General features: G+C 69.4%; 22 protein-coding genes. 3 read left to right on the top strand and 19 right to left on the bottom strand.

Translation table 11 applies throughout. From position 1 onward, the window contains the following. Position 1: 1 nt before the first annotated feature. The 7 genes from B7438_RS01485 to B7438_RS01515 all read right to left on the bottom strand — a co-directional run bounded on the left by B7438_RS01485 (position 2) and on the right by B7438_RS01515 (position 6,182). Entirely contained in the window at positions 2-994 is a 993-nt protein-coding gene (locus B7438_RS01485) for an ROK family protein (RefSeq protein WP_085367553.1), read from the bottom strand. Then, on the bottom strand, positions 991-1,743 hold the full coding sequence (locus B7438_RS01490) for a copper homeostasis protein CutC (protein ID WP_085367554.1): 753 nt from the start codon (positions 1,741-1,743) through the stop codon (positions 991-993). The genes B7438_RS01485 and B7438_RS01490 overlap by 4 nt, the downstream gene beginning before the upstream one ends. Beyond that, positions 1,740-2,753, bottom strand: coding sequence for an asparaginase (locus tag B7438_RS01495; RefSeq protein WP_085367555.1), 1,014 nt, complete (start codon positions 2,751-2,753; stop codon positions 1,740-1,742). Before B7438_RS01495 ends, B7438_RS01490 begins: the two co-directional genes overlap by 4 nt. After that, positions 2,746-3,675: an amino acid ABC transporter permease gene (locus B7438_RS01500; RefSeq protein WP_085367556.1), complete on the bottom strand. Its 930-nt coding sequence runs from the start codon at positions 3,673-3,675 to the stop codon at positions 2,746-2,748. The genes B7438_RS01495 and B7438_RS01500 overlap by 8 nt, the downstream gene beginning before the upstream one ends. After that, the gene (locus B7438_RS01505; protein ID WP_085367557.1) at positions 3,672-4,316 is read right to left on the bottom strand and encodes an amino acid ABC transporter permease; all 645 of its coding nucleotides are present in this window, start codon (positions 4,314-4,316) and stop codon (positions 3,672-3,674) included. The genes B7438_RS01500 and B7438_RS01505 overlap by 4 nt, the downstream gene beginning before the upstream one ends. A 120-nt stretch (positions 4,317-4,436) precedes the next feature. Continuing rightward, positions 4,437-5,384: a glutamate ABC transporter substrate-binding protein gene (locus B7438_RS01510; RefSeq protein ID WP_085367558.1), complete on the bottom strand. Its 948-nt coding sequence runs from the start codon at positions 5,382-5,384 to the stop codon at positions 4,437-4,439. A gap of 69 nt (positions 5,385-5,453) precedes the next feature. Continuing rightward, positions 5,454-6,182, bottom strand: coding sequence for an amino acid ABC transporter ATP-binding protein (locus B7438_RS01515; protein WP_179150697.1), 729 nt, complete (start codon positions 6,180-6,182; stop codon positions 5,454-5,456). 204 nt (positions 6,183-6,386) lie between these two features. Between B7438_RS01515 and B7438_RS01520 the strand changes: the two genes are divergently transcribed. Both B7438_RS01520 and B7438_RS01525 read left to right on the top strand, forming a co-directional pair. After that, positions 6,387-7,586, top strand: coding sequence for an ROK family transcriptional regulator (locus tag B7438_RS01520; RefSeq protein WP_085367560.1), 1,200 nt, complete (start codon positions 6,387-6,389; stop codon positions 7,584-7,586). Beyond that, the gene (locus B7438_RS01525; RefSeq protein WP_256921824.1) at positions 7,583-8,524 is read left to right on the top strand and encodes a Gfo/Idh/MocA family protein; all 942 of its coding nucleotides are present in this window, start codon (positions 7,583-7,585) and stop codon (positions 8,522-8,524) included. The genes B7438_RS01520 and B7438_RS01525 overlap by 4 nt, the downstream gene beginning before the upstream one ends. A gap of 28 nt (positions 8,525-8,552) precedes the next feature. Here B7438_RS01525 and B7438_RS01530 read toward each other — a convergent pair whose 3' ends face one another. The 6 genes from B7438_RS01530 to B7438_RS01550 form a co-directional block, all read right to left on the bottom strand. Further along, complete coding sequence (locus B7438_RS01530; RefSeq protein WP_143465501.1) at positions 8,553-9,662, bottom strand: hypothetical protein; 1,110 nt, start codon at positions 9,660-9,662, stop codon at positions 8,553-8,555. Continuing rightward, positions 9,623-10,228, bottom strand: a complete 606-nt coding sequence (locus B7438_RS01535; protein ID WP_085367562.1) for an ABC transporter ATP-binding protein — start codon at positions 10,226-10,228, stop codon at positions 9,623-9,625. Before B7438_RS01535 ends, B7438_RS01530 begins: the two co-directional genes overlap by 40 nt. Then, positions 10,219-11,214, bottom strand: coding sequence for a hypothetical protein (locus B7438_RS01540; RefSeq protein WP_143465503.1), 996 nt, complete (start codon positions 11,212-11,214; stop codon positions 10,219-10,221). Before B7438_RS01540 ends, B7438_RS01535 begins: the two co-directional genes overlap by 10 nt. 44 nt (positions 11,215-11,258) lie before the next feature. Continuing rightward, on the bottom strand, positions 11,259-11,858 hold the full coding sequence (locus tag B7438_RS01545; RefSeq protein WP_085367564.1) for a hypothetical protein: 600 nt from the start codon (positions 11,856-11,858) through the stop codon (positions 11,259-11,261). Between the two features lie 68 nt (positions 11,859-11,926). Continuing rightward, on the bottom strand, positions 11,927-12,259 hold the full coding sequence (locus tag B7438_RS20150) for a hypothetical protein (RefSeq protein WP_143465505.1): 333 nt from the start codon (positions 12,257-12,259) through the stop codon (positions 11,927-11,929). A gap of 99 nt (positions 12,260-12,358) precedes the next feature. Next, complete coding sequence (locus B7438_RS01550) at positions 12,359-12,856, bottom strand: pyridoxamine 5'-phosphate oxidase family protein (protein ID WP_085367565.1); 498 nt, start codon at positions 12,854-12,856, stop codon at positions 12,359-12,361. Between the two features lie 98 nt (positions 12,857-12,954). Between B7438_RS01550 and B7438_RS01555 the strand changes: the two genes are divergently transcribed. Further along, positions 12,955-13,323: an META domain-containing protein gene (locus B7438_RS01555; RefSeq protein ID WP_085367566.1), complete on the top strand. Its 369-nt coding sequence runs from the start codon at positions 12,955-12,957 to the stop codon at positions 13,321-13,323. Here the strand turns inward: B7438_RS01555 and B7438_RS20450 are convergent. From B7438_RS20450 to B7438_RS01585, 6 genes are all read right to left on the bottom strand, one after another. Next, positions 13,320-13,652, bottom strand: a complete 333-nt coding sequence (locus B7438_RS20450) for a hypothetical protein (protein ID WP_247597232.1) — start codon at positions 13,650-13,652, stop codon at positions 13,320-13,322. The genes B7438_RS01555 and B7438_RS20450 overlap by 4 nt on opposite strands. Before the next feature lie 65 nt (positions 13,653-13,717). After that, positions 13,718-14,782, bottom strand: a complete 1,065-nt coding sequence (locus B7438_RS01565) for an NAD(P)/FAD-dependent oxidoreductase (protein ID WP_085367567.1) — start codon at positions 14,780-14,782, stop codon at positions 13,718-13,720. Next, entirely contained in the window at positions 14,779-15,303 is a 525-nt protein-coding gene (locus B7438_RS01570; protein ID WP_085367568.1) for an isoprenylcysteine carboxyl methyltransferase family protein, read from the bottom strand. The genes B7438_RS01565 and B7438_RS01570 overlap by 4 nt, the downstream gene beginning before the upstream one ends. Beyond that, on the bottom strand, positions 15,300-16,418 hold the full coding sequence (locus B7438_RS01575; RefSeq protein WP_085367569.1) for a type III polyketide synthase: 1,119 nt from the start codon (positions 16,416-16,418) through the stop codon (positions 15,300-15,302). Before B7438_RS01575 ends, B7438_RS01570 begins: the two co-directional genes overlap by 4 nt. Positions 16,419-16,485: 67 nt before the next feature. Then, positions 16,486-17,295, bottom strand: coding sequence for an ABC transporter ATP-binding protein (locus tag B7438_RS01580; protein ID WP_256921826.1), 810 nt, complete (start codon positions 17,293-17,295; stop codon positions 16,486-16,488). A gap of 26 nt (positions 17,296-17,321) precedes the next feature. Next, positions 17,322-19,127 carry an SLC13 family permease gene (locus tag B7438_RS01585; protein WP_085367570.1) on the bottom strand — a complete coding sequence of 602 codons (1,806 nt, stop codon included), beginning with the start codon at positions 19,125-19,127 and terminating at the stop codon, positions 17,322-17,324. Between the last annotated feature and the right edge of the window lie 19 nt (positions 19,128-19,146).

Here is a 19,146-nt window from a genome sequence, read left to right on the forward strand (position 1 = left end):
CCTAGTCCGACAGGACGGGCTGCTTCTCGAACCTCTCGGCCCAGGATGCGGGCAGGTCGCTGCGGCCTGCCGCGCGGAACGCGAGGATGGCGGCGCCGGTCCGTCCGGCGTCGCCTCCCAGCTCGCTGCGCACCACGCGGGGGCGGGAGCGCCAGGCGAGCCCGGCGCTCATCCGCTCCGTGAGGGGCACCATCAGGGCGTCGCCGGCGCGGGAGAACCCGCCGCCGAGGACGATCACAGCAGGGTCGAGCAGGAGGGTCATGATGTTGAGGCCTTGAGCGAGCACGTCGACGGCTTCCGACCAGACGCGGTCGGCGGTCGGGTCCGTGCCCAGCCGTGCGACGATCTCGCGCGAGCTGAGGTCGTCGCCGCCTGCCGCCGCGTATCGGCGCGCCAGCCCGGCGCCGGACACGTACACCTCCAGGCAGCCGCGCTGACCGCAGGTGCACTCCTCGCCGCCGGGGATGACCGGGATGTGGCCGAACTCGCCTGCGGCGCCCGTCGCCCCGGTGACCGTTCCGCCGCGGGTGATCAACGCGGCGGCCACTCCCGTGCCGATGGGCACGAGGACGAAGTCGTCCGAGCCGCGCGCAGCACCGATCAGGCGCTCGGCGATCCCGGCGGCGCGCACGTCGTGGCCGAGGGCGACCGGGACGTCGAGTTCGGCGCGGAGGGTGTCGAGGAGGGGGACGTCCCGCCAGTCCAGGTTGGAGGCGTAGAGCACGACGCCGCGCTCCTCATCCACGATGCCGGGGGTGGCGACTCCGGCGCCGATCACCGTGCATCCGGCGTCGTCGGCCAGGGAGCGCAGGGCATGGAACAGGGCGACCAGCGCGTCGACGACGTCGGTGGCGGGGGTGGGGATGGTCAGCTCGGCGATGGCGTCACCGTTCGCCGTGACGACGGCGCCCTTCATCGCGGTGCCGCCGAGGTCGACGGCGAGCACGGCCTCGACGGGGCCGCCCTCGACCTGCGCGGCAGTGGATGCGCTCATGCCGTCACCTGCTCCAGCTCGGCCACCACGGCGGAGACCACGGCGGAGGACGTGACCATCCGGAATCCGGAGTCGTACACGGTCGCAGCACCACCGGCAGCCCGGGATGCGCTGGGCCTGGCCTCGCTCGCCCGCAGGTGCACCTCGGGGACGCCGGTGCGGCGGATCAGCTCGGCAACGTTGGCCGGGCGTACACCGCCGCCCGCGAGGATGGTCACGCGTCCGCGCGCGCGCACCACGAGTTCGGCCAGCTTCTCCGCGCCGTCGGCGGCGGTCGCCACCCCGCCGGAGGTGAGCACTCTGTCGACGCGGAGGCCGATCAGCTCGTCCAGCGAGGCCGGCAGGTCCGGGGTCTGGTCGAACGCCTTGTGGAAGGTGACGGGCGCGTCGCCGCAGGCCTCGCGCATCCTGGCCGTCGCCGCGACGTCGATGGTGCCGTCCGGCCGGAGCGCGCCGATGACGAACCCGAGCGGAACACCGGACGGGTTGGGCAGACCGCGGATGGCGACGATGTCGTCGACCATCGCGGACACCTCGGCCTCGCTGAAGATGAAGTCGCCCCCGCGCTGCCGCACGAGCACGTTGATCCCCATGCTCGTCACCTGGCGCAGTGCGGCCGCGGCCGTGCCGAGCGACGGCGTGATGCCGCCCTCGCTCAGCGCGGAGCACAGCTCGATGCGGTCGGCTCCGCCGCGTTCGGCCGCCGCGACGCCGTCGAGGTCGTCGAGGCAGATCTCGACCAGGGTCACGCGACGCGCTCCAGCGCTGCCGCGAGGTCGCTGCCGACGCCGATGGCGCCGACCGGCACTCCGCCGCCGAGCACCGGCAGCGCGGTGAGCGCGGTGGCGCCCGAGATGTCGGTGCCGAGCGCTTCGAGCACGCGCAGGGCGAGCAGGGTGGTGGCGCGCGGGCTGCCGTCGACGATCTTCATCGAGACGGCCGTGCCGTCCGCGGCCGCGACGCCGATGACGCCCTCGGCTCCGCCCTTGGCGAGGGCGCCGGGCACCGTCTCCATCAGGGCCGAGTTCTGGTGGCCGGAGCCTCCGACGTAGAACGGGTGCTCGCGCATCGCGGCGGCGACCTGCGCGGCCGGGGTCCCCTCCTCGGCCTGCACGAGGGCGCGGAACGACTGCGCGACGCCGCGCACGGTGGTGCCGAAAAGCGGGGCGCCGCATCCGTCGATCGCGTCGTGGGAGACCGGCACGCCGGTGAGCTCGGCCATCGTGGCCCGCACGTGCTGCTGCAGGGGATGCGCGGTGCCCAGGTAGTCGTGGGTCGACCAGCCGTTCACGGCGCAGGCCAGCAGCATCGCGGCGTGCTTGCCGGAGCAGTTCATCCGCACGCGGGCGCGCGGCTCGCCGGCGCGGACCAGGCGCTCGAACGTCGCCTCGTCCTCCGGGCGGTCGACGGGGCAGCCGAGAGCGGAGTCGTCGAGTCCTGCGCGGTCGAGGATCGCGCGCACCACCCGCACGTGCTCGTCCTCGCCGGTGTGGCTGCCGGCTGCGATGGCCAGCTCAGGACCGGACAGCGGGGCGCCCGCGGTGAGGCAGGCGAGCGCCTGCAGCGGCTTGACCGTCGAGCGGGGCAGGATCGCCGCATCCGGGGTGCCGAGTTCGAGAACCGTCGCGCCGGACGGGTCGACGGCGACCAGGCTGCCGAAGTGGCGGCTCTCGATCAGGCCGGAGCGGGTGACGGTCGCCAGCTCGGCGAGCGAACCGACGGTGGGGGCGGTGTGGACGGCGGTGGGTGACTCAGACATTCGCGGCTTTCGTATCGATTGCGGGCAGGCCGGGCAGCGCCGGCTGTGTCGAAGGGCGTCGGCGTGAGCCGCGTTGCAGACGCGACGCCAGAGCGGAGAGGCTGCCGTTGACCACCAGGTAGATGAACGTCACGGCGATGTACGTCGGGATGAGGAGGTGCAGGAAGGAGGCGAGCACCTGCCCACGGTAGAGCAGCTCCGTGAACGCCACGATGTAGCCGAGCGACGTGTCCTTGAGGAGGCTGACCAGCTGGGTGATCAGCGACGGCGCCACGTTGCGGAACGCCTGGGGGAGGACCACGAAGCGCATGGCCTGCGCCCCGCGCATCCCGAGGCTGAGTGCCGCCTCGCGCTGGCCGCGGGGGAGGCTGCCGACGCCGGCGCGGACGATCTCGGCGAAGACGGCCGAGTTGGCGATGGTGAGCGGCACGACCAGCTTCCACAGGGTGGGCAGGTTGATGCCGATCTGGGGCAGGCCGAACAGCATCAGGTAGATCATCAGCAGCACCGGGATGGTGCGCGCGATCTCGATGTACGCGGAGCAGAGCCAGCGCAGCCAGCGCTGGTGGCTCATCCGGCCGAGACCGAGCAGCACGCCGAGCGCTCCGCCGAGCACGGCGACGATGGCAGCGGCCTGGAGCGTCCCGAGGAGGCCGACGAGCAGGTACTGCCAGATCGCCCAGTCCGTGAACGGCTGCCAGCGCGCCGGATCGAGCTGACCGTGCGCCGCGAACTGCCAGAGGCCGGCGCCGATGATCAGCGCGAAGACCACACTGCTCACGATCGAGCCGATCAGGATGTTCCTGCGGCCACGGGGGCCGGGCTGGTCGTAGATGAAGGAGGCGGCGTACGTGCGCTTCTTCGCGCGCTTCGCCTTCGCCGGACGCGCAGCCGGACGGTCGGGGATGAGCTGAGCGGTCATCGGACGATCGCCACCTTTCGTTCGACCCAGCCGGCCGCGAGGCCGATCGCCAGGGCGATGGCCATGTAGATGATGCCTGCGCCGGAGAAGATCAGGATGGGCTGCGCGGCGATGAGGTTGATCTTGTTGACCTCGGCGGTCAGCTCGACGACGCCGACGGCCGCCGCGAGCGCCGTGTTCATCGCGAGGGCGATCATCACGTTGCCGATGGGCTGCACGACGGCGCGGAGCGCCTGGGGGATGACGACGAACCGCAGCGACTGGCTCAGCGTGAAGCCGAGGGCTCTGGACGCTTCGACCTGGCCGACCGAGACGGTGTTGACGCCCGAGCGCACGGCTTCGGCGACGTACGCGGCCTCATAGACGGTGAGCACGATGATCGCCGTCGGCGTCAGGGGGAGGAGGAGGCCCGCATCCGGCAGCGCGAACACGGCGAGCAGCAGCAGGGCGAGCAGCGGGACGTTGATGAAGAACTGCACGTACAGGAACGCAGCGGCGCGCAGGATCGGGATGGGGCTGACCCGCGCGACGGTCACGAGGACGCCGAGCACGATCGAGCAGACACCGGCGATGAGCGCCATCATCAGCGTCGTGCCGAGCGCTTGAACGATCGCTCCGAGGTTGTCGTTCAGGGGATTCATTGCTCACTCACTGCGCAGGAGAGGGGATGGTGGGTCGGGATGCGCGCGGGCGTGTGTGGTCGTACCGCGCGCATCCCGAGCTGAGGGAGTCCCCGAGCCGGGGGAACCCGGGGGCTCCGGTCAGGAGCCGGGGACGGAACCGATCTCCGGCGGGGTCGGGATGGCCGAGTCGGTCACGGTGCCGAGCGTGGTCTTCCACGCCTTGCCCCACTGGCCGCCCTTCTGGATGGTCTTCAGCCAGTCGTTGATGAACGACTTGAAGTCCGAGTCGCCGTGCTGCAGGCCGATGCCGTACGGCTCCTTCGTGAAGGGCTCGCCGACGACCTTGATCTGCTTCTCGCTGGCCGCGTCGCTGGCGAGGAGCGTGTAGTCCTGCACGTACGCCTCTCCTCGGCCCTGGATGAGCGCCTGGACGGCGGCGGGGTCGGTGGCGAACGCGGTCACCTTGGCCTTCGGGGCGACCTTGGGCACCTCGGTGACGGCGGGGGTGTTCGCGCCGACGATGACGTTCTTGCCGTCGATGTCCTTGACGGACTTGATCGAGGTGTTGTCGCTCTTCACGGCGACGGCCAGGCCGGACTCGAAGTACGGTCCGGCGAAGTCGATCTGCGTCGCGCGCTCCTCGGTGATCGTGTACGTGTTGAAGACCACGTCGACGGTGCCGTTCTGCAGCATCGCCTCACGCGTCTCGGACGCCGGCGGGACGATCTCGACGTTCGGCTTGCCCAGGATGTACGTGGCGAGCAGCTTGGCCAGGTCGGCGTCGAAGCCGGTCACCTGGTCGGGGTTCGTCGGGTCCTGCTGCGAGAGCAGCGGGGCGTCGAGCGCCTCTGCGACGATCAGCTTGCCGCGCTTCTTGATCTTCTCCATCGTGGATCCGGGGAGGATGAGGTCGGCCTTCGCGACGGGGGCGTCGGCGAAGGGCGAGTCTGCGCTGGACGAGCTGCTGCTCGAGCTGCTGCCGGGGAGGCTGGTGGTGCCGGATGAGCAGCCGGTGACGGCGAGCGTCACAGCGGCCAGCAGGACTCCGGCGGCCGTTGCCTTCCTGCGGGTAATGCTGCGGATCATGTGGTGCGTCCTTTCCAATGGGTTCGATCGGGATGCGATCGGGTGGTGCAGGGCGAAGCCTTCCGTTCGCTAGTGCGAGAGGACGGAAGCGAGGAACGACTTGGCGCGCTCGGAGCGCGGCGAGTCGAAGAATTCGGCGGGTGCGGCTTGCTCGACGATCTGCCCGCGGTCCATGAAGACGACGCGGTCGGCTGCGCGGCGGGCGAAGCCCATCTCGTGGGTGACGACGATCATCGTCATGCCCTCCTTGGCGAGCGAGGTCATCACATCCAGGACCTCGCCGACCATCTCGGGGTCGAGGGCGCTGGTCGGCTCGTCGAAGAGCATGACCTTGGGGTGCATGGCGAGCGCGCGGGCGATGGCGGCGCGCTGCTGCTGGCCGCCGGAGAGCTGGGCGGGGTGGCTGTGCGCCTTGTCTGCGATGCCGACGCGGTCGAGGAGGACCATCGCCTCCTTCTCCGCCTCCGCCTTCTTCGTGCCGCGCACCTTGATCGGGGCGAGGGTCACGTTGTCCAGGATGGTGCGGTGGGCGAACAGGTTGAACGACTGGAAGACCATGCCGACGTCGGCGCGGAGGCGGGCGAGCCCCGCACCCTCGACGGGGAGCAGCTCGCCGTCCACGCGGATCTCGCCGGAGTCGATGGTCTCGAGGCGGTTGATCGAGCGGCACAGGGTGGACTTGCCGGAGCCGGAGGGACCGACGACCACGACGACTTCGCGCTTCTGCACGTCGAGGTCGATGTTCTGCAGCACGTGCAGCTCGCCGAAGTGCTTGTCGACGGCACGCAGGCTCACCATGAGCTGCTGTTCGGGTGCTGCTGTCATGCGGGTTCCTCGCGTCGTCATTGATGGGGCCTGGTCGAGTGGCCTGGCGGTCGGGTTGCGGAAAGCGTACTAAGTAATCCTGCTTTTACGCAATATTGGAATTACTTAATCCAAATTCGGAGAAAGTCGGTACAGTATCCTCAACTCACACGTCTTCAGAGGAGAACGATCGGCGCCATGAGCAGAATCACTGACGCGACGAGCACGATCGACGCACAGCCCGGCCACGGCTCGAACGCGGGTGTCATCCTCGACCTGATCCGCTCCGGCCACTCCCGCTCCCGGGCCGAGATCGCGCGCAGCACGGGACTGTCCCCGTCCACGGTCGCCCAGCGCATCGACGCCCTGATCGCCTCCGGATACATCCGGGAGGCGGGGGAGGGCGTCTCGCAGGGCGGCCGCCGCCCGCGCACCCTCGAAGTCGACCCGAGCAGCGGCGTCGTCTGCTCGGTCGACCTCGGTTCGCACCACGCCACCTTCGGCCTGATCGACCTCTCCGGCCGCCTCATCGCGGTGCGCAACGAGAACATGGACATCGGCCAGGGGCCGCAGCGCATCCTCACCTGGATCATGGCCGTGGCCGACGAACTCGTCGCAGAGCACGCCGAACCCGGCCAGCGCCTCCGAGGCTACGGCATCGGCCTCCCCGGCCCCGTCGACTCGACCACCGGCCGCATGGTCTCCCCGTCCAGGATGCCCGGCTGGAACGGCGTCGACGTCGCCGCCGCCATGACCGAGCTGAGCGGCCTCCCCTCCGCCACGGACAACGACGCCAACCTGATGGCCCTCGGCGAGCACGACAGCCTCGGCGACGACGTGCAGCACCTCGTCTTCGTCAAGGCCGGATCCAGCATCGGCTGCGGCGTGATCGCGCTCGGCGGCCTGTACCACGGCTACCACGGCATGGCCGGCGACATCAGCCACGTCAGCGTGCCCGGCGCTCCGCCCGTGCTGTGCTCCTGCGGCCGCACCGGCTGCCTGGATGCGGTGGCCGGTGGCGCCGCGATCGTCCAGGCCCTGCGCGACGCGGGGGTGGAGGTCGCCGACACGAGCGAGGTGCTGGCGCTGGCGCGGGATGCGCATCCACTGGCCACCCAGATGCTGCGCGAGGCCGGCAGCCGGGTCGGCGGGGTGCTCGCGACGATCATGAACTTCTTCAACCCGCAGCGGCTGGTGCTCGGCGGCATCCTGGGCGAGGCGGAGGCGTTCGTCGCCGGCGTGCGCTCGACCATCTACTTCGAGTGCCTGCCGATGGTCACGGACGACCTCGACATCGCGGTGTCGGTGGCGAAGGACAGGGCAGGTATCCGGGGTGCAGGACGCCTGGTGCTCGACAAGCTGTTCGACGCCGCCGAGATCAACCGCGTGGTGCGGTGACCGGCCCTGCGGTGACCGGCGCTGAGGCGCACAGCGCTGCTGCGCACGGCGTCTCGATCGTCGGCGCGGGGCGGATGGCCGAGGCCCACGCCCGCGCCTGGTCCGCGCTCGGCATCCCGGTGCTCTCCGTGGTGTCGCCCCGCCGCCGCCCGTCGCTCGCCGCAGCTCCGGATGCGCGCTGGGCGACCACCCTCGACGACGCGCTGGCCGATCCCGCCGTCACGATCGTGTCGGTCTGCACCCCGACGCCGACGCACGCCGACCTCGCCATCCGCGCGCTCGCGTCCGGCCGCAACGTGCTGCTCGAGAAGCCGATCGCGCTGACCCTGGACGACGCGCTGGCCGTGCAGGAGGCCGCGTCCCGCGCATCCGGGGTGCTGATGGTCGCGCACGTCGTGCGATTCTTCCCGGCATACGCCGCGCTCGCCGGGCGGATCGCCGCCGGAGGGGTCGGCACCGTGCGCGCCCTGCGGGCGACCCGGATGACCTCGTCGCCGCACCGGCCGGAGTGGATGGCCGACGAGGAGCGGTCCGGCGGCCTGGTGGTCGACCTCGCCATCCACGACTTCGACCAGGCCAACCTCCACCTCGGCACCCCGCTGGCCGTGACGGCCGTGCGTTCGCCCGGCGGCTACGGCGCCCCCGTCTCCACCACGATCGAGTACGCCGGCGGCGGCATCGCCACCGTCCTCACCGTCGGCGACCTGCCGGAGGGCTTCGCGTTCAGCACCAGCCTCGACATCGTCGGCACCGACGGGGTGGATGCGCTGCTCCCCGCCGACGGCGAACCGTTCGTCGCGCAGGCGGCATACTTCCTCGACTGCGTGCGCGCGGGAGTCGCCCCGGACCGCTGCCCGACGAGCGCAGCGGTGGACGCGCTCCGGGTCGCGCTGGCCGCGCGGGAGTCGCTGCGCGCATCCACCAGGGTCGTGCTCTAGAGCTCGACCGTCTTGTTCTCCCCGATGTCTACCGGGTCGTGAAGTAGCGATAGAACTGGCGCTCGCGCACCAGTGTGACGCCGATCACGGTTCCAGCCAAGCCGCCGATGAGTCCCGCGATGGGAATGCGGACAAGGTTTGCGAGCACTGCAGGGACATCCGCCGTGTTCAGGCCCGACACGCACCACACAAGGGCCTGAGCTGTGAGGACGACTGCAACAAGCCCACACAGAAGATACTCGATCACGAGCATCAGCGTCTGCGCGGTGGCGCCCATGCCGAGGTGCCTGGCAGAGGCCAGCGAGAGCCTTCGCAGTCTGATCGCACCGACTCCGAGAAGGAGCGCACCGATTGCGGCGGCGATATCGGAGAACCGCGACGGCCGCTCCTGGTAGTCGTCGCCCCCGTCGAAGCGAACCCCGCCCGTCGAATTCAGCTGGGAGAGCGTCGGAGGTTCGCTGTCGGTCGTCGGCGTCAAGGCGACGAGCGACAGTAGCGAGGCGATCGACCCGTCTTGTGGCCAGACTGACACCCAGCATTCGTCGTATCCCCCGGAAGGCACGGACGGAAAGAGGACTGAATACTGATACCCACCCCGGCGTCCATCGTCCGGATGGGTGAACGTGCCGGCCACGGGGATGTCGCCTTTCGTCGACGGCAACCTGTCTCCGCCATGTAGCGCCAGTTCGTCGGACACCTGCGACGACACGTACACACCCATTCGCCCCGCGGTCGGTTCCGCATTCAGAACGCGAAGGAACCCCGTCGTCACCTCGAACGTGGGGATGCCTGACGATGGCAACGCTCGCGCGACGACCTTGGAGTCCCTTGCCCGTGTGGCACCTGAGGCCTGAACGTTGCTGAGGGAGGAGAGATTGTCGCATCGCCGGCCATCAATGCCGTTCTTCGAGTTGAGAACGAGCGTCGAGCCCCCTGAGGCGACGAATGCGGTGGCCCTCTCGAGCGCGTTCCGGGCGATGAGACCGTCGAAGCATACGAGGGACACGCAGAGCGCGCTCAACATCAAGGCCAGCAGGAAGGTTCGCGCGGTCCCGGTGGCGACATTGCGCAGAGCCTCGCCGACGATGTCACCGAGCCTCATCGCGTTGACCGCGCCAGTTCGATCGATTCCGTGCACGCTCGGACCGTTCGCTCGTCATGGGTTGCGACGACAACGATTGCGCCCCTGCTCACGAGCCTGCCCAATGCGCCGATCACGGTCTCCGCCGTCTGCGAGTCGAGTTGAGCGGTCGGCTCATCGACGAGGAGCAGGTCCGGTTGTGCGGAGATCGCCCGCGCGAGCATGAGTCTCTGAGCTTGTCCGCCGGAGAGCGTCGAGAAGCGACTCATCGCGTGCCCAGCCAGGCCGAACTCATCGAGCAGCGTCGCAGCGGCGATCCTCGCATCCCTCCGGGGCATCCCGAGCGACAGGAGCGGAAGGCACACCAGATCCAGCACTGATCGTCGTGGATCGCCGAACGGGTTCTGGAACACCCACTGCACGCGACTGACGCCGATCCGGCGGACCCGTCCTGCCGCCGGGGCCACGTGTCCGGAAACGATGCTGAGCAGCGTGCTCTTGCCGGATCCGGACGGCCCGGTCAGGGCATAGAGGCGATCCGGATGCAAAGAGAGAGAAAGGTCGTGGAAAAGCCACGCTGAACGATTGAAGCGATGTCCGACCTGCTCCAGTTCTACGTGCATTTCCACGATGCTTCGGGCTGTACGCGGACCGAGTGGAGTCGCGTTGGTGCCGCTGGAACCACCATCGTCTTTCCCAGCTCAGACCCCACGATGCGGACGTTCACCTGCCTGTCGCCCGAAATCACGCAGCCGGCTGTGCCGGCCGCAAGGATCACGGAGCTCGGGGGGACAACAAGCACGTCAAGCGGCTCAGCGAGCCGATACTCGCCGTGAACCGTGCGCGAGGGCGAGTCGGGACCGCCTGCTGCAGTGTCTCGAACGCGGTTGAGGGCGGGATCTGTCGCAAGCCGCGCCGGATCTGCGAGCGTTCCGTCTTTGTCGAGGTCGAAGACCTGCCCGTCGACCTCGACGACATACCGACGCTCCGCCAGCCCGCCGGGGAGTCGCGTCACCCGCGCTGACTCGACCGCTGGCACGAATTCGGCGATCACATCGCCCGCTTGGAGGTGCGTTCCGACGGTCACCGGGCAGGAAGCGACAGCAACGGCCGAGCCGAGCCAGACAATCGATTCGTGACTCACACCGGACACGCGACCGGGAGCGTTGATGGACGCCAACCTGTTGTTCAGGGCATTCACGAGCATCGTCGTCACCGGGCCGTGTTCATCCAGATCGTCCCCGAGCGCCCGGAGGCCCGCACGCAGCGAATCCACGTCCGCTCCTGCCTCCCCGAGTTCAAGGTCGCGCCACAACGGTAGCGGCATCACCAGGTTGAGCAGCGGCTCGCCCTCGATTGAGAATGCGTTGACGCCCGACTCGAGCGCCGAGCCCGATCGGCAATCGGCTCGGGAAAGCACTCCCGCTCGCGGGATGCGTGCATCGCCGGATGCAGATGTCGTGACTTCGATCTCGACGGGGGCGGAATCCAGAAACTCCTCGGAGGTCACATCGATGTGGTCGTGCGGGCTGGGGCTTGCGAGCGTGGCCGGGCGTTGTTGCGGTGTGAGTGCGACGCCGACTGTCGCGCCGATAGCGATTGCGCCCACCCCCGCGAGGGAGAGGAGGGTTGCGCTGCGTCTCAGCCGACTCATCAGCGAGGAGCTTGTGGATTCAAACCCAACGGATCCACGTTGCACTTTTTGAACGCTTCATCCGTCGGTGAGAATGGGAAGGTGTCCGACTCGAAATCGCTCTGATAGTCGCGGGCACTGTACGTCGATTCGACCAGTTTCTTGGACACGAGGCACGAGGCGATGAGCTCGTAAATATCGCGATTGTCCGGGTTGCTCCTCACCTGGTAGAAGAGGGGGCTGATCGGACCGGTTGTTTCCGATTCACATCTCGTCACAGACTCGGTCGTCTCTGAACTCCGGTCGGCGTCGTCGTGTGAAGCGATGTGGAAGCCTCCGTCGGTGTCCCACGTGACAGCTGCACCCAAGCGAGCCATGCAGGAGACGAAGCGGTCCTGCAGTTCCTGATTCTCGCGTTCCGAGATCTCTTCATCGCTCAGGATTCTGCGCTGGAGCTGATTGTTCGAGTTCGACCACGCCTCGGCGAAGGCCGCGGACCACGGACCACGGAACGTGGGCGACCCGTCCGCAGTCCGGGCAGGGCCGGTTTGCTCAGCCGAACAGCCGCTGAAACACAGGAGGCCGATACTCGCAACGGCCAATGCAAGGGCTTTTCTCATGGATCTAACCTCGTTAGTCAGCCGTTCTGCCGGGGCGCTCAGCGCCCCGGCACAACGACATGCAATCGCTAGATTCCGTAGCCGGTCAGGCCGCCGTCGCCGTTCACCTGGAAGCTCGTCTTATTGGCGCCGATGTAGCAGCGTGAAGCCGTGGATGTGGCGCCTTTGGAAACCCAGGCGTGGTAGTAGTAACCGTCGTTTTTGACGTAGTTGACGTGGCGGATCGTCTTGGAACAACTGATGTTCTTCGCTGACCATGTCGCCAGGCTGACCTTGCCGCACGGAGGGGAATAGTCTGCCGCCGAAGCCGGGGCCGCGGCGGCTACACTGCCCGCGCCCAATCCCACAGCCATCGCTACTGCCGCAACCACGCGGGCGCGCGCAAACCTCTGATTCGTCATCGTTATTCCGATCGTTCTCGTGTGTGGAGCAGAAACGACAGTAGCATTAAGAATCAGAAGATGTAATTTCAGATTGTTTAGTCTAAGACAAAGCAGCGTCTAGAGCTCGACCGTCTTGTTCTCCCCGATGTCCGGGCGGGTACGGGTGACGGTCGCCTTGGCGATCTTGAACACCTTCACGATGCCGGGCTCGTGCGACGCCCAGAATTCGGCGGACTCTGCGCTCACATGCAGCAGTGCCACCGACGGGTCGTCTTTGCCGTCGGGGAACCAGGCGTCCATCGCCGGGGTCCACAGCTCGTCGACCTTGTCCCTGTCGTGCACGAGCTCTGCTGTGCCGGCCAGCGACAGGTAGCCCTTGCCGGTGTCGTACGACACGTTCACCTGGGGATGCGCGTGGATGTCGGCCACCTTCGGGCTCGGATCCTGCGTGAAGAACCACAGGTCGCCATCGAATTCGGCCTTCTGGGTGGCGAGTGGGCGGGAGTGCAATGCCCCGGATGCGGTCTGCGTGGTCAGCAGCGCCACCCGCGACGCCGAGATGAGTTCGGCGATGGTGGCGAGGTCGTCCTCGTGCGTGCTCTGGTCGTCTGTCATTGCCGTCACGCTACCCTCGCAGCGGCGCGACGCAATCGGTACGGAAACGAGAGTGCGCAAGCATTCCGCTGGAAGCTCACCACCACTAGGTTTTAGCCATGAAGACCGTCAGGTTCGTCCACCCCGCCATCGCCGTCGCCGCCGCACTGGTGCTGACCGCCCTCGCAGGATGCTCGTCGTCCGGCTCATCGTTCACCGGCTCGTGGGGAGAGGACACGGCGGGCAAGCCGTCCCTGACGATCGAGTCCGACGGCACGTTCCACGGGAACGACGGGTGCAACGATATGAGCGGCAAGGGCACCATCTCGGGCGACACGTTCACGTTCGGGCCGTTCGCCTCCACGCTGAAGGCCTGCGAGGGCGTCACGCCGTGGCTGAACCTCGCGCACACCGCGAAGGTGGATGGCGACACGCTCACCGTCTACAAGAACGGCGGCGACAAGCTGGGAACGCTCGACAAGCGCTAGAACCCGATCGGCCGGCCGGGAGTGAGCGGTTCGTCGCTTCCGGCGAACTCCGCGCCCTCGTTGTACGCGACCTCGCGGCGCTCGATCTCGGCGACCAGCGCCTTGTTGAGCATCTCGGACCAGCTGCTGTCCTTCTCCTCGAACGAGGTGGCCCGGTATGCCGTCCTCGCGCGGTTGCGCAGACCCTCGGTGAGGTAGAACGTGATCGTGGTGCGACGCGACAGCCCGGTCACCCCGGCGACGGTGGTGGGCTGCAGCCGGAACTCGGAGGTGACGTCCGCCGCGCTGTCGTCCGTCTCATCCCCGTCGGACTGGACCGCATCGACCACCGCGCACCTCGCAAAATACCGCATCTGACTATCGACCGTGTCACATACTATACGGAATCCCGGGGTCAGCGTGAAAGCCGCTCCACGATCGACCCGAAGAGCCGCGGGCGCGTCGCGGCCATCGGCACGATGCGGCCGCGCAGCGGGGAGCGGGCGGCGGTGACCAAGGCGGAGGTGAGCATCCGGAAGTCGCGTGTCGTCGTTCGCCAGGCCCTCTCGTACTGCGACGGGTCTGCAGCGAGCACGGCGCCGACGGCGGCGCGCGCCTGTGCGAAGCCGACGCGCATCCCCTCGCCGGTGAGCGCATCCACGTATCCGGAGGCGTCTCCCACCAGCATCAGGCGACCGGAGGTGCGTCTCGTGGTGCGCTGCAGGAGCGGGCCCGCGCCGCGCACGGAGCTGACGGCATCTACCCCCGCCAGCCGGTCGGCCAGCTGCGGGATGCTCGCGAGGGCCGCATCCTGGTCGAGCGGTCGGGGGCCGAGAACGGCGACGCCCACGAGATTGTCGTCGACCGGCGTCACGTACGCCTCGACGTCGTCGGCCCAGTGCACCTCGACCAGGTCGGTCCACGGTGGGATCGCGTAATGGCGGCGCACGCCGAAGCGGCGGCGCGCATCCGGTTGCTGCCTGCCCTCCAGGCCGGCCAGGCGGCGCAGCGGGGAGTGCAGGCCGTCCGCCGCGATCAGCCACGGGGCCGTGCGGGTGCCGCCGGACGGGTGCGCCGCATCGGTCGCGATGGTCACGGTGGCCGCGTCCGCGCCGTTGTCCAGTCCGACGACGCGGGCCCGTTCGACGGTCGCGCCCAGCTCGACGGCGCGGGTGGCGAGCGCCTGCTGCAGCACGGTCCTGCGCACGCCGCGGCCCGTCCGCTGGGCGAACGCGTGCTCGACCCTGCGCGACCCGTCCAGGTAGGCGATTCCGGACAGCGGATGGCCGGCGGGGTCGACCCCCATCAGGTGCAGCGCGGCCAGCGCTCCCGGCATCAGGCCCTCGCCGCACGCCTTGTCGATCGGGTCGTCCCTCGCCTCGATCACCAGCACCTCGATGCCTGCCAGGCGTGCCTCGATCGCACACGCCAGCCCGACAGGGCCCGCCCCGACGACGATCAGGCCGGGCCGGTCGCTCATGCCCGCGCCGGCTCCACCGAGGCCAGTGCCTTGTCCTCGCACGGGATGCGCACGGCCAGCAGCAGCACGGCGTTCAGCACGGTGAAGGCGATGGCCGTGATCCACGCCGTGTGCACGAGGGGGAGCGCGAAGCCCTCGACCACCACGGCGACGTAGTTGGGGTGCTTCAGCCAGCGGTACGGCCCGCGCGTCACCAGCGGCAGGTCGCGCACGATGATGACCCGCGTGTTCCAGCGCGGCCCGAGCGCGGCGATGCACCACCAGCGCAGCGCCTGGCTGGCGAGCACGAGCACCAGCATCGGCCAGCCCAGCCACGGGATGAACGGACGGTCGCCGAACCACACCTCGGCCAGGCAGGCCAGCAGCAGGCCGGTGTGCAGCCCCACCATCGGCGGGAAGTGCCCCCGGCCGAACTCGACCCCTCCGCGCGCGAACGACCAGGCGGCATTGCGGGAGGAGACGATCAGCTCGGCGATGCGCTCGCCGCCGGTGGCGAGCACCAGGATCGTGTAGAGGATCACGCCGCGGCGCCGATCGCCGGGGCGGCGGGCGCGGCGTCAGGCATGGCGTCGTCCGACCAGCGCAGCAGCACCAGCTCGGCGGTGACGCCGGGGCCGAGCGCGAAGAGCAGGCCGTTCGTGCCCGGCGCGTGGTGCGCATCCATCAGCTCGGCCAGCACGTGCAGGACCGCGGCGGACGACAGGTTGCCGACGCGCGCCAGCGACCGCCAGCTGGCGTCGAGCGCGCCGTCCGGCAGGTCGAGCGCCCGCGAAAACGCTTCGAGCACCTTCGGGCCGCCCGGATGCGCCGCCCAGGCCCCCACGTCGCCGATGGTCAGGTCGTGCGCGGCCAGCAGGCCCTCGGCATCCGAGGCGAAGTTGCGGTCGATCACCTCGGGAACACCGGCGCTGAGGACGATGCGGAACCCGGTGCCTCCGATGTCCCAGCCGATCACGTCCGCGGTGTCCGGGTAGATGCGGCTGCGGGTGTCGACCACCTCGGGGCCGGGTAGACCCAGCTGCTTCGCGCGCTGGTCGCCCACCATGATCACGGCGGCGGCTCCGTCGCCGAACAGGCCACTGGCGACGATGTTCGCCATCGAGTCGTCGCTGGCCTGCACCGTGAGCGAGCAGAGCTCGACGGACAGCAGCACGGCCACCTCGTTCGGATGGCCGACCAGGTAGTCGTTCACCCGGGCGATCCCGGCCGCGCCGGCCACGCAGCCGAGCCCGAAGCTCGGCAGCCGTTTGACGTCGCTGCGGAGTCCGAGTCTCTGCACGAGCTGCGCGTCGATCGACGGTGCCGCGATGCCGGTCACCGAGGTGAACAGCAGGAAGTCGACATCCGTCGGCTGCAGCCCGGCCGCGGCGAGGGCCCCGGTGAGCGCGCGCTCGGCGAGCGTCGTGCCCTCGGCGATGAAGAAGTCGTTCGACTCCTGGAAAGATGCGATCGAACTGTACCGTTCGAGCGGCATCACGAGGTTCCGCGTCTCCACCCCACTGGATGCGTGGATGCGGCGCATGACCGCTTGGCGCCCTGGATCGGCGGTGATCATCGCGAGCAGAGCCGCGGTGATCTCGCTCTGGCTGTAACTCCGGTCGGGCACGACCGGAGCCACCGACACGATGCGGCTCACAAGCGCAACGTACCACCGCGTGGAGGCCGCGAGACCGGGTTGCGGACTATTCCCATTTTGGCTGCGGTCAGCCGGTGATCACGGCCCGTCGCGCCGCGGTGCGCACCGCCCACCGGCCGTCGGTCCTGGTGAGCGAGAGCGGGTAGTCGAGGGTCTCCGAGATGAGCTCGCTGGTGAGCACGTCGTCGGCGGCGCCCTGCGCGACGATGCGGCCGTCGCGCAGCAGCATCGCGTGGGTCGTGGTCGCCGGAAGCTCCTCGAGGTGGTGCGTGACGAGCACGCTCGCCAGGTCGGGATGCTCGGCGCGCAGACCGTCGATCCTGTCGAGCAGGTGCTCCCTCGCGGCGATGTCGAGTCCGGTGCTCGGTTCGTCGAGCAGCAGCAGGTGCGGGTCGGGCAGGAGGGCGCGGGCGATCAGGGCGCGACCGCGCTCTCCCTGCGACAGCACCGGCCAGACGGCGTCGGCGAGGTCGCGCATCCCGAGCAGCTGGACGAGGTCGTCCGCTCTGCGCTCCTGCTCGGCGGTCGGCTCCCAGCGCATCATGCGTTCGGTGGTGCCCGTCGCTCCGGTGAGCACGACGTCGCGCACGGTGAGCGGCGAGCGCACCTCGTGGCGCGGGTTCACGTGCCCGATCAGGCCGCGCAGCTCGCGCAGGTCGACGCGTCCGAGGCGCCGGCCGAGCACCTCCACGGTGCCGCGGGTGGGGTGCACGACGGCGCCGAGCATGCTCAGGATGGTGCTCTTGCCTGCGCCGTTCGAACCTATCAGCGCCCAGTGCTCTCCGGCGTGCACGCGCATCCCGATGTCGTCGAGGATCGTCCTGCCCCCGCGCACGAAGCCGACACCGTCCACCTGCAACACGACTCGCTCTTCCACGCCTCCATCGTGGCAGCAATCGCGGGCTAGAACGGCCAGATGAGCGGGACGAGGAAGACAGCGGCGGCGAGGAAGAGGGCGACGAGGGCGAGGCCGTAGCGCCAGTAGTCGCCGAAGCGCAGGCCGGCCGGTCCCATGATCATGAAGTTGGCCGGAGTCGCGACCGGGGTGAGGAACGCGGCGGCGCAGACCACGGCGACGGCCATCAGGAAAGGAAGGGGGGAGACGCCGAGCTCCCCGGCGACGGAGACGGCGATCGGAGCGATGATGAGCGCCGTGGCCGTGTTGCTGATCAGCTGGCCGAAGATGAGCGCCACCACGCACAGCGACGCCAGCACCAGCAGAGGGCCGTACCTCCCGACCGCGGAGACCAGGCCGTTGGCGATCAGCTCGGCCGCGCCCGTCTTGGTGATGGCCGTCGACATCGGGATCATGCCGCCCACCAGCAGCAGGGTGGTCCACGAGATGGAGCGGTGCGCGCGCTCGACGGTGACGACGCGGGTGAGCACCATCGCGGCGGCGGCGAGGAGGCCGACGACGGCGGGTGGCACGACGCCCGTGGCGAGCGCCGCCACCATCAGCACGAGCACGGCCAGGGCGATCCAGGCGCGGGCGCCGAGCGGGGCGGCCTGCCTGCGCAGCTGGTCCGGTTCGTCGACGACGAGCACTGCCGGGTCGGCGAGGTTGAGGTCGAGCTTGTCCCAGCGGCCCTGCACCAGGAGGGTGTCGCCCGATTCGAGCACGATGGTCTGCGCGTCGATCGGCTCGCCGGAGCGCTGCACGGCCAGGATGACGAGGTCGCCGCTCTCGGTGACCATCCCCGGGAACACGGTCTCGCCGACCATGCTCGACCGCGGGGCGACGACCACCTCCGCCACACCGTACGTGGAGTCGATGAGCGCGTCCGTGCGCCCGAGCGCGCCGTTGACGCCCAGGCCCGCGAGCTTGTTGTCGTGCTTCAGGATGCGGATGCTCGCGGTGTCACCGCGGAGCAGCAGGCGGTCGCCGGGGCGTACGACGTCCCCGGCCGGGCGGTGGTCCGTGCCCTGCACGGCGATCAGCTGCACGGCCGACTGGTCGCCGAGGCTGAGCGTCGCCGTCGGGCGGCCGATCAGGGGAGAGCCGCCGCGCACCCGTACCCTGGCGAACGGCTGCGGGGACGCGTACTCGCCGAGCAGCGTCCTGGCGTGGTCGCTCAGGTCGCGTGGCATGGTCGCCGGGCGGCGATCCGGGATGAGCCAGCGGCCGAACAGCACGGTGATGAGCACCGTGCCGACCACCAGCACGGCGCCGATGGCGGTGAAGTCGAAGAAGCCGAACCCTCCGTGCCCGGTGGTCGCCGCCAGTTCGGAGATGATGACGTTGACCGGGCTGCCGGTGAGGGTGAGCAGCGAACCGGCGTGGGCGCCGAACGCGAGCGGCAGCAGCAGGCGCGATGGGGCGACAGAGATCCGGGAGGCGACGACCACCACGACGGGCAACAGGGCGGCGACCGCGCCGTTCACGCTGATCAGGGCGGACAGCACGGCGACCACGAGCATCACGAGCACGGTCAGCACCGCCGTCTTGGTGCCGCCGCGGGCGACGAGTTGCTGCCCGGCCCATCCGGTCAGTCCGGAGGCGTCGAGGCCTTCGGCGACCACGAATAGTGCGGCGATCAGCACGACGGCTGGATCGGCGAATCCGGCGAACGCCTCGTGGAGATCGAGGATCCCGGTGGCCAGGAGCGCGAGCGACGCGCCGACCGCCACGAGTCCCGTCGGAACCTTGCCGCTCACGAAGGCGACCACGGTGACGCCGAGGATCACCATCGTCACCGCGATGTCGTTCACACCCCGACCATACTGCCCG

Source organism: Leifsonia sp. NCR5 (assembly GCF_002105485.1).
Classification (GTDB): Bacteria; Actinomycetota; Actinomycetes; order Actinomycetales; family Microbacteriaceae; genus Leifsonia.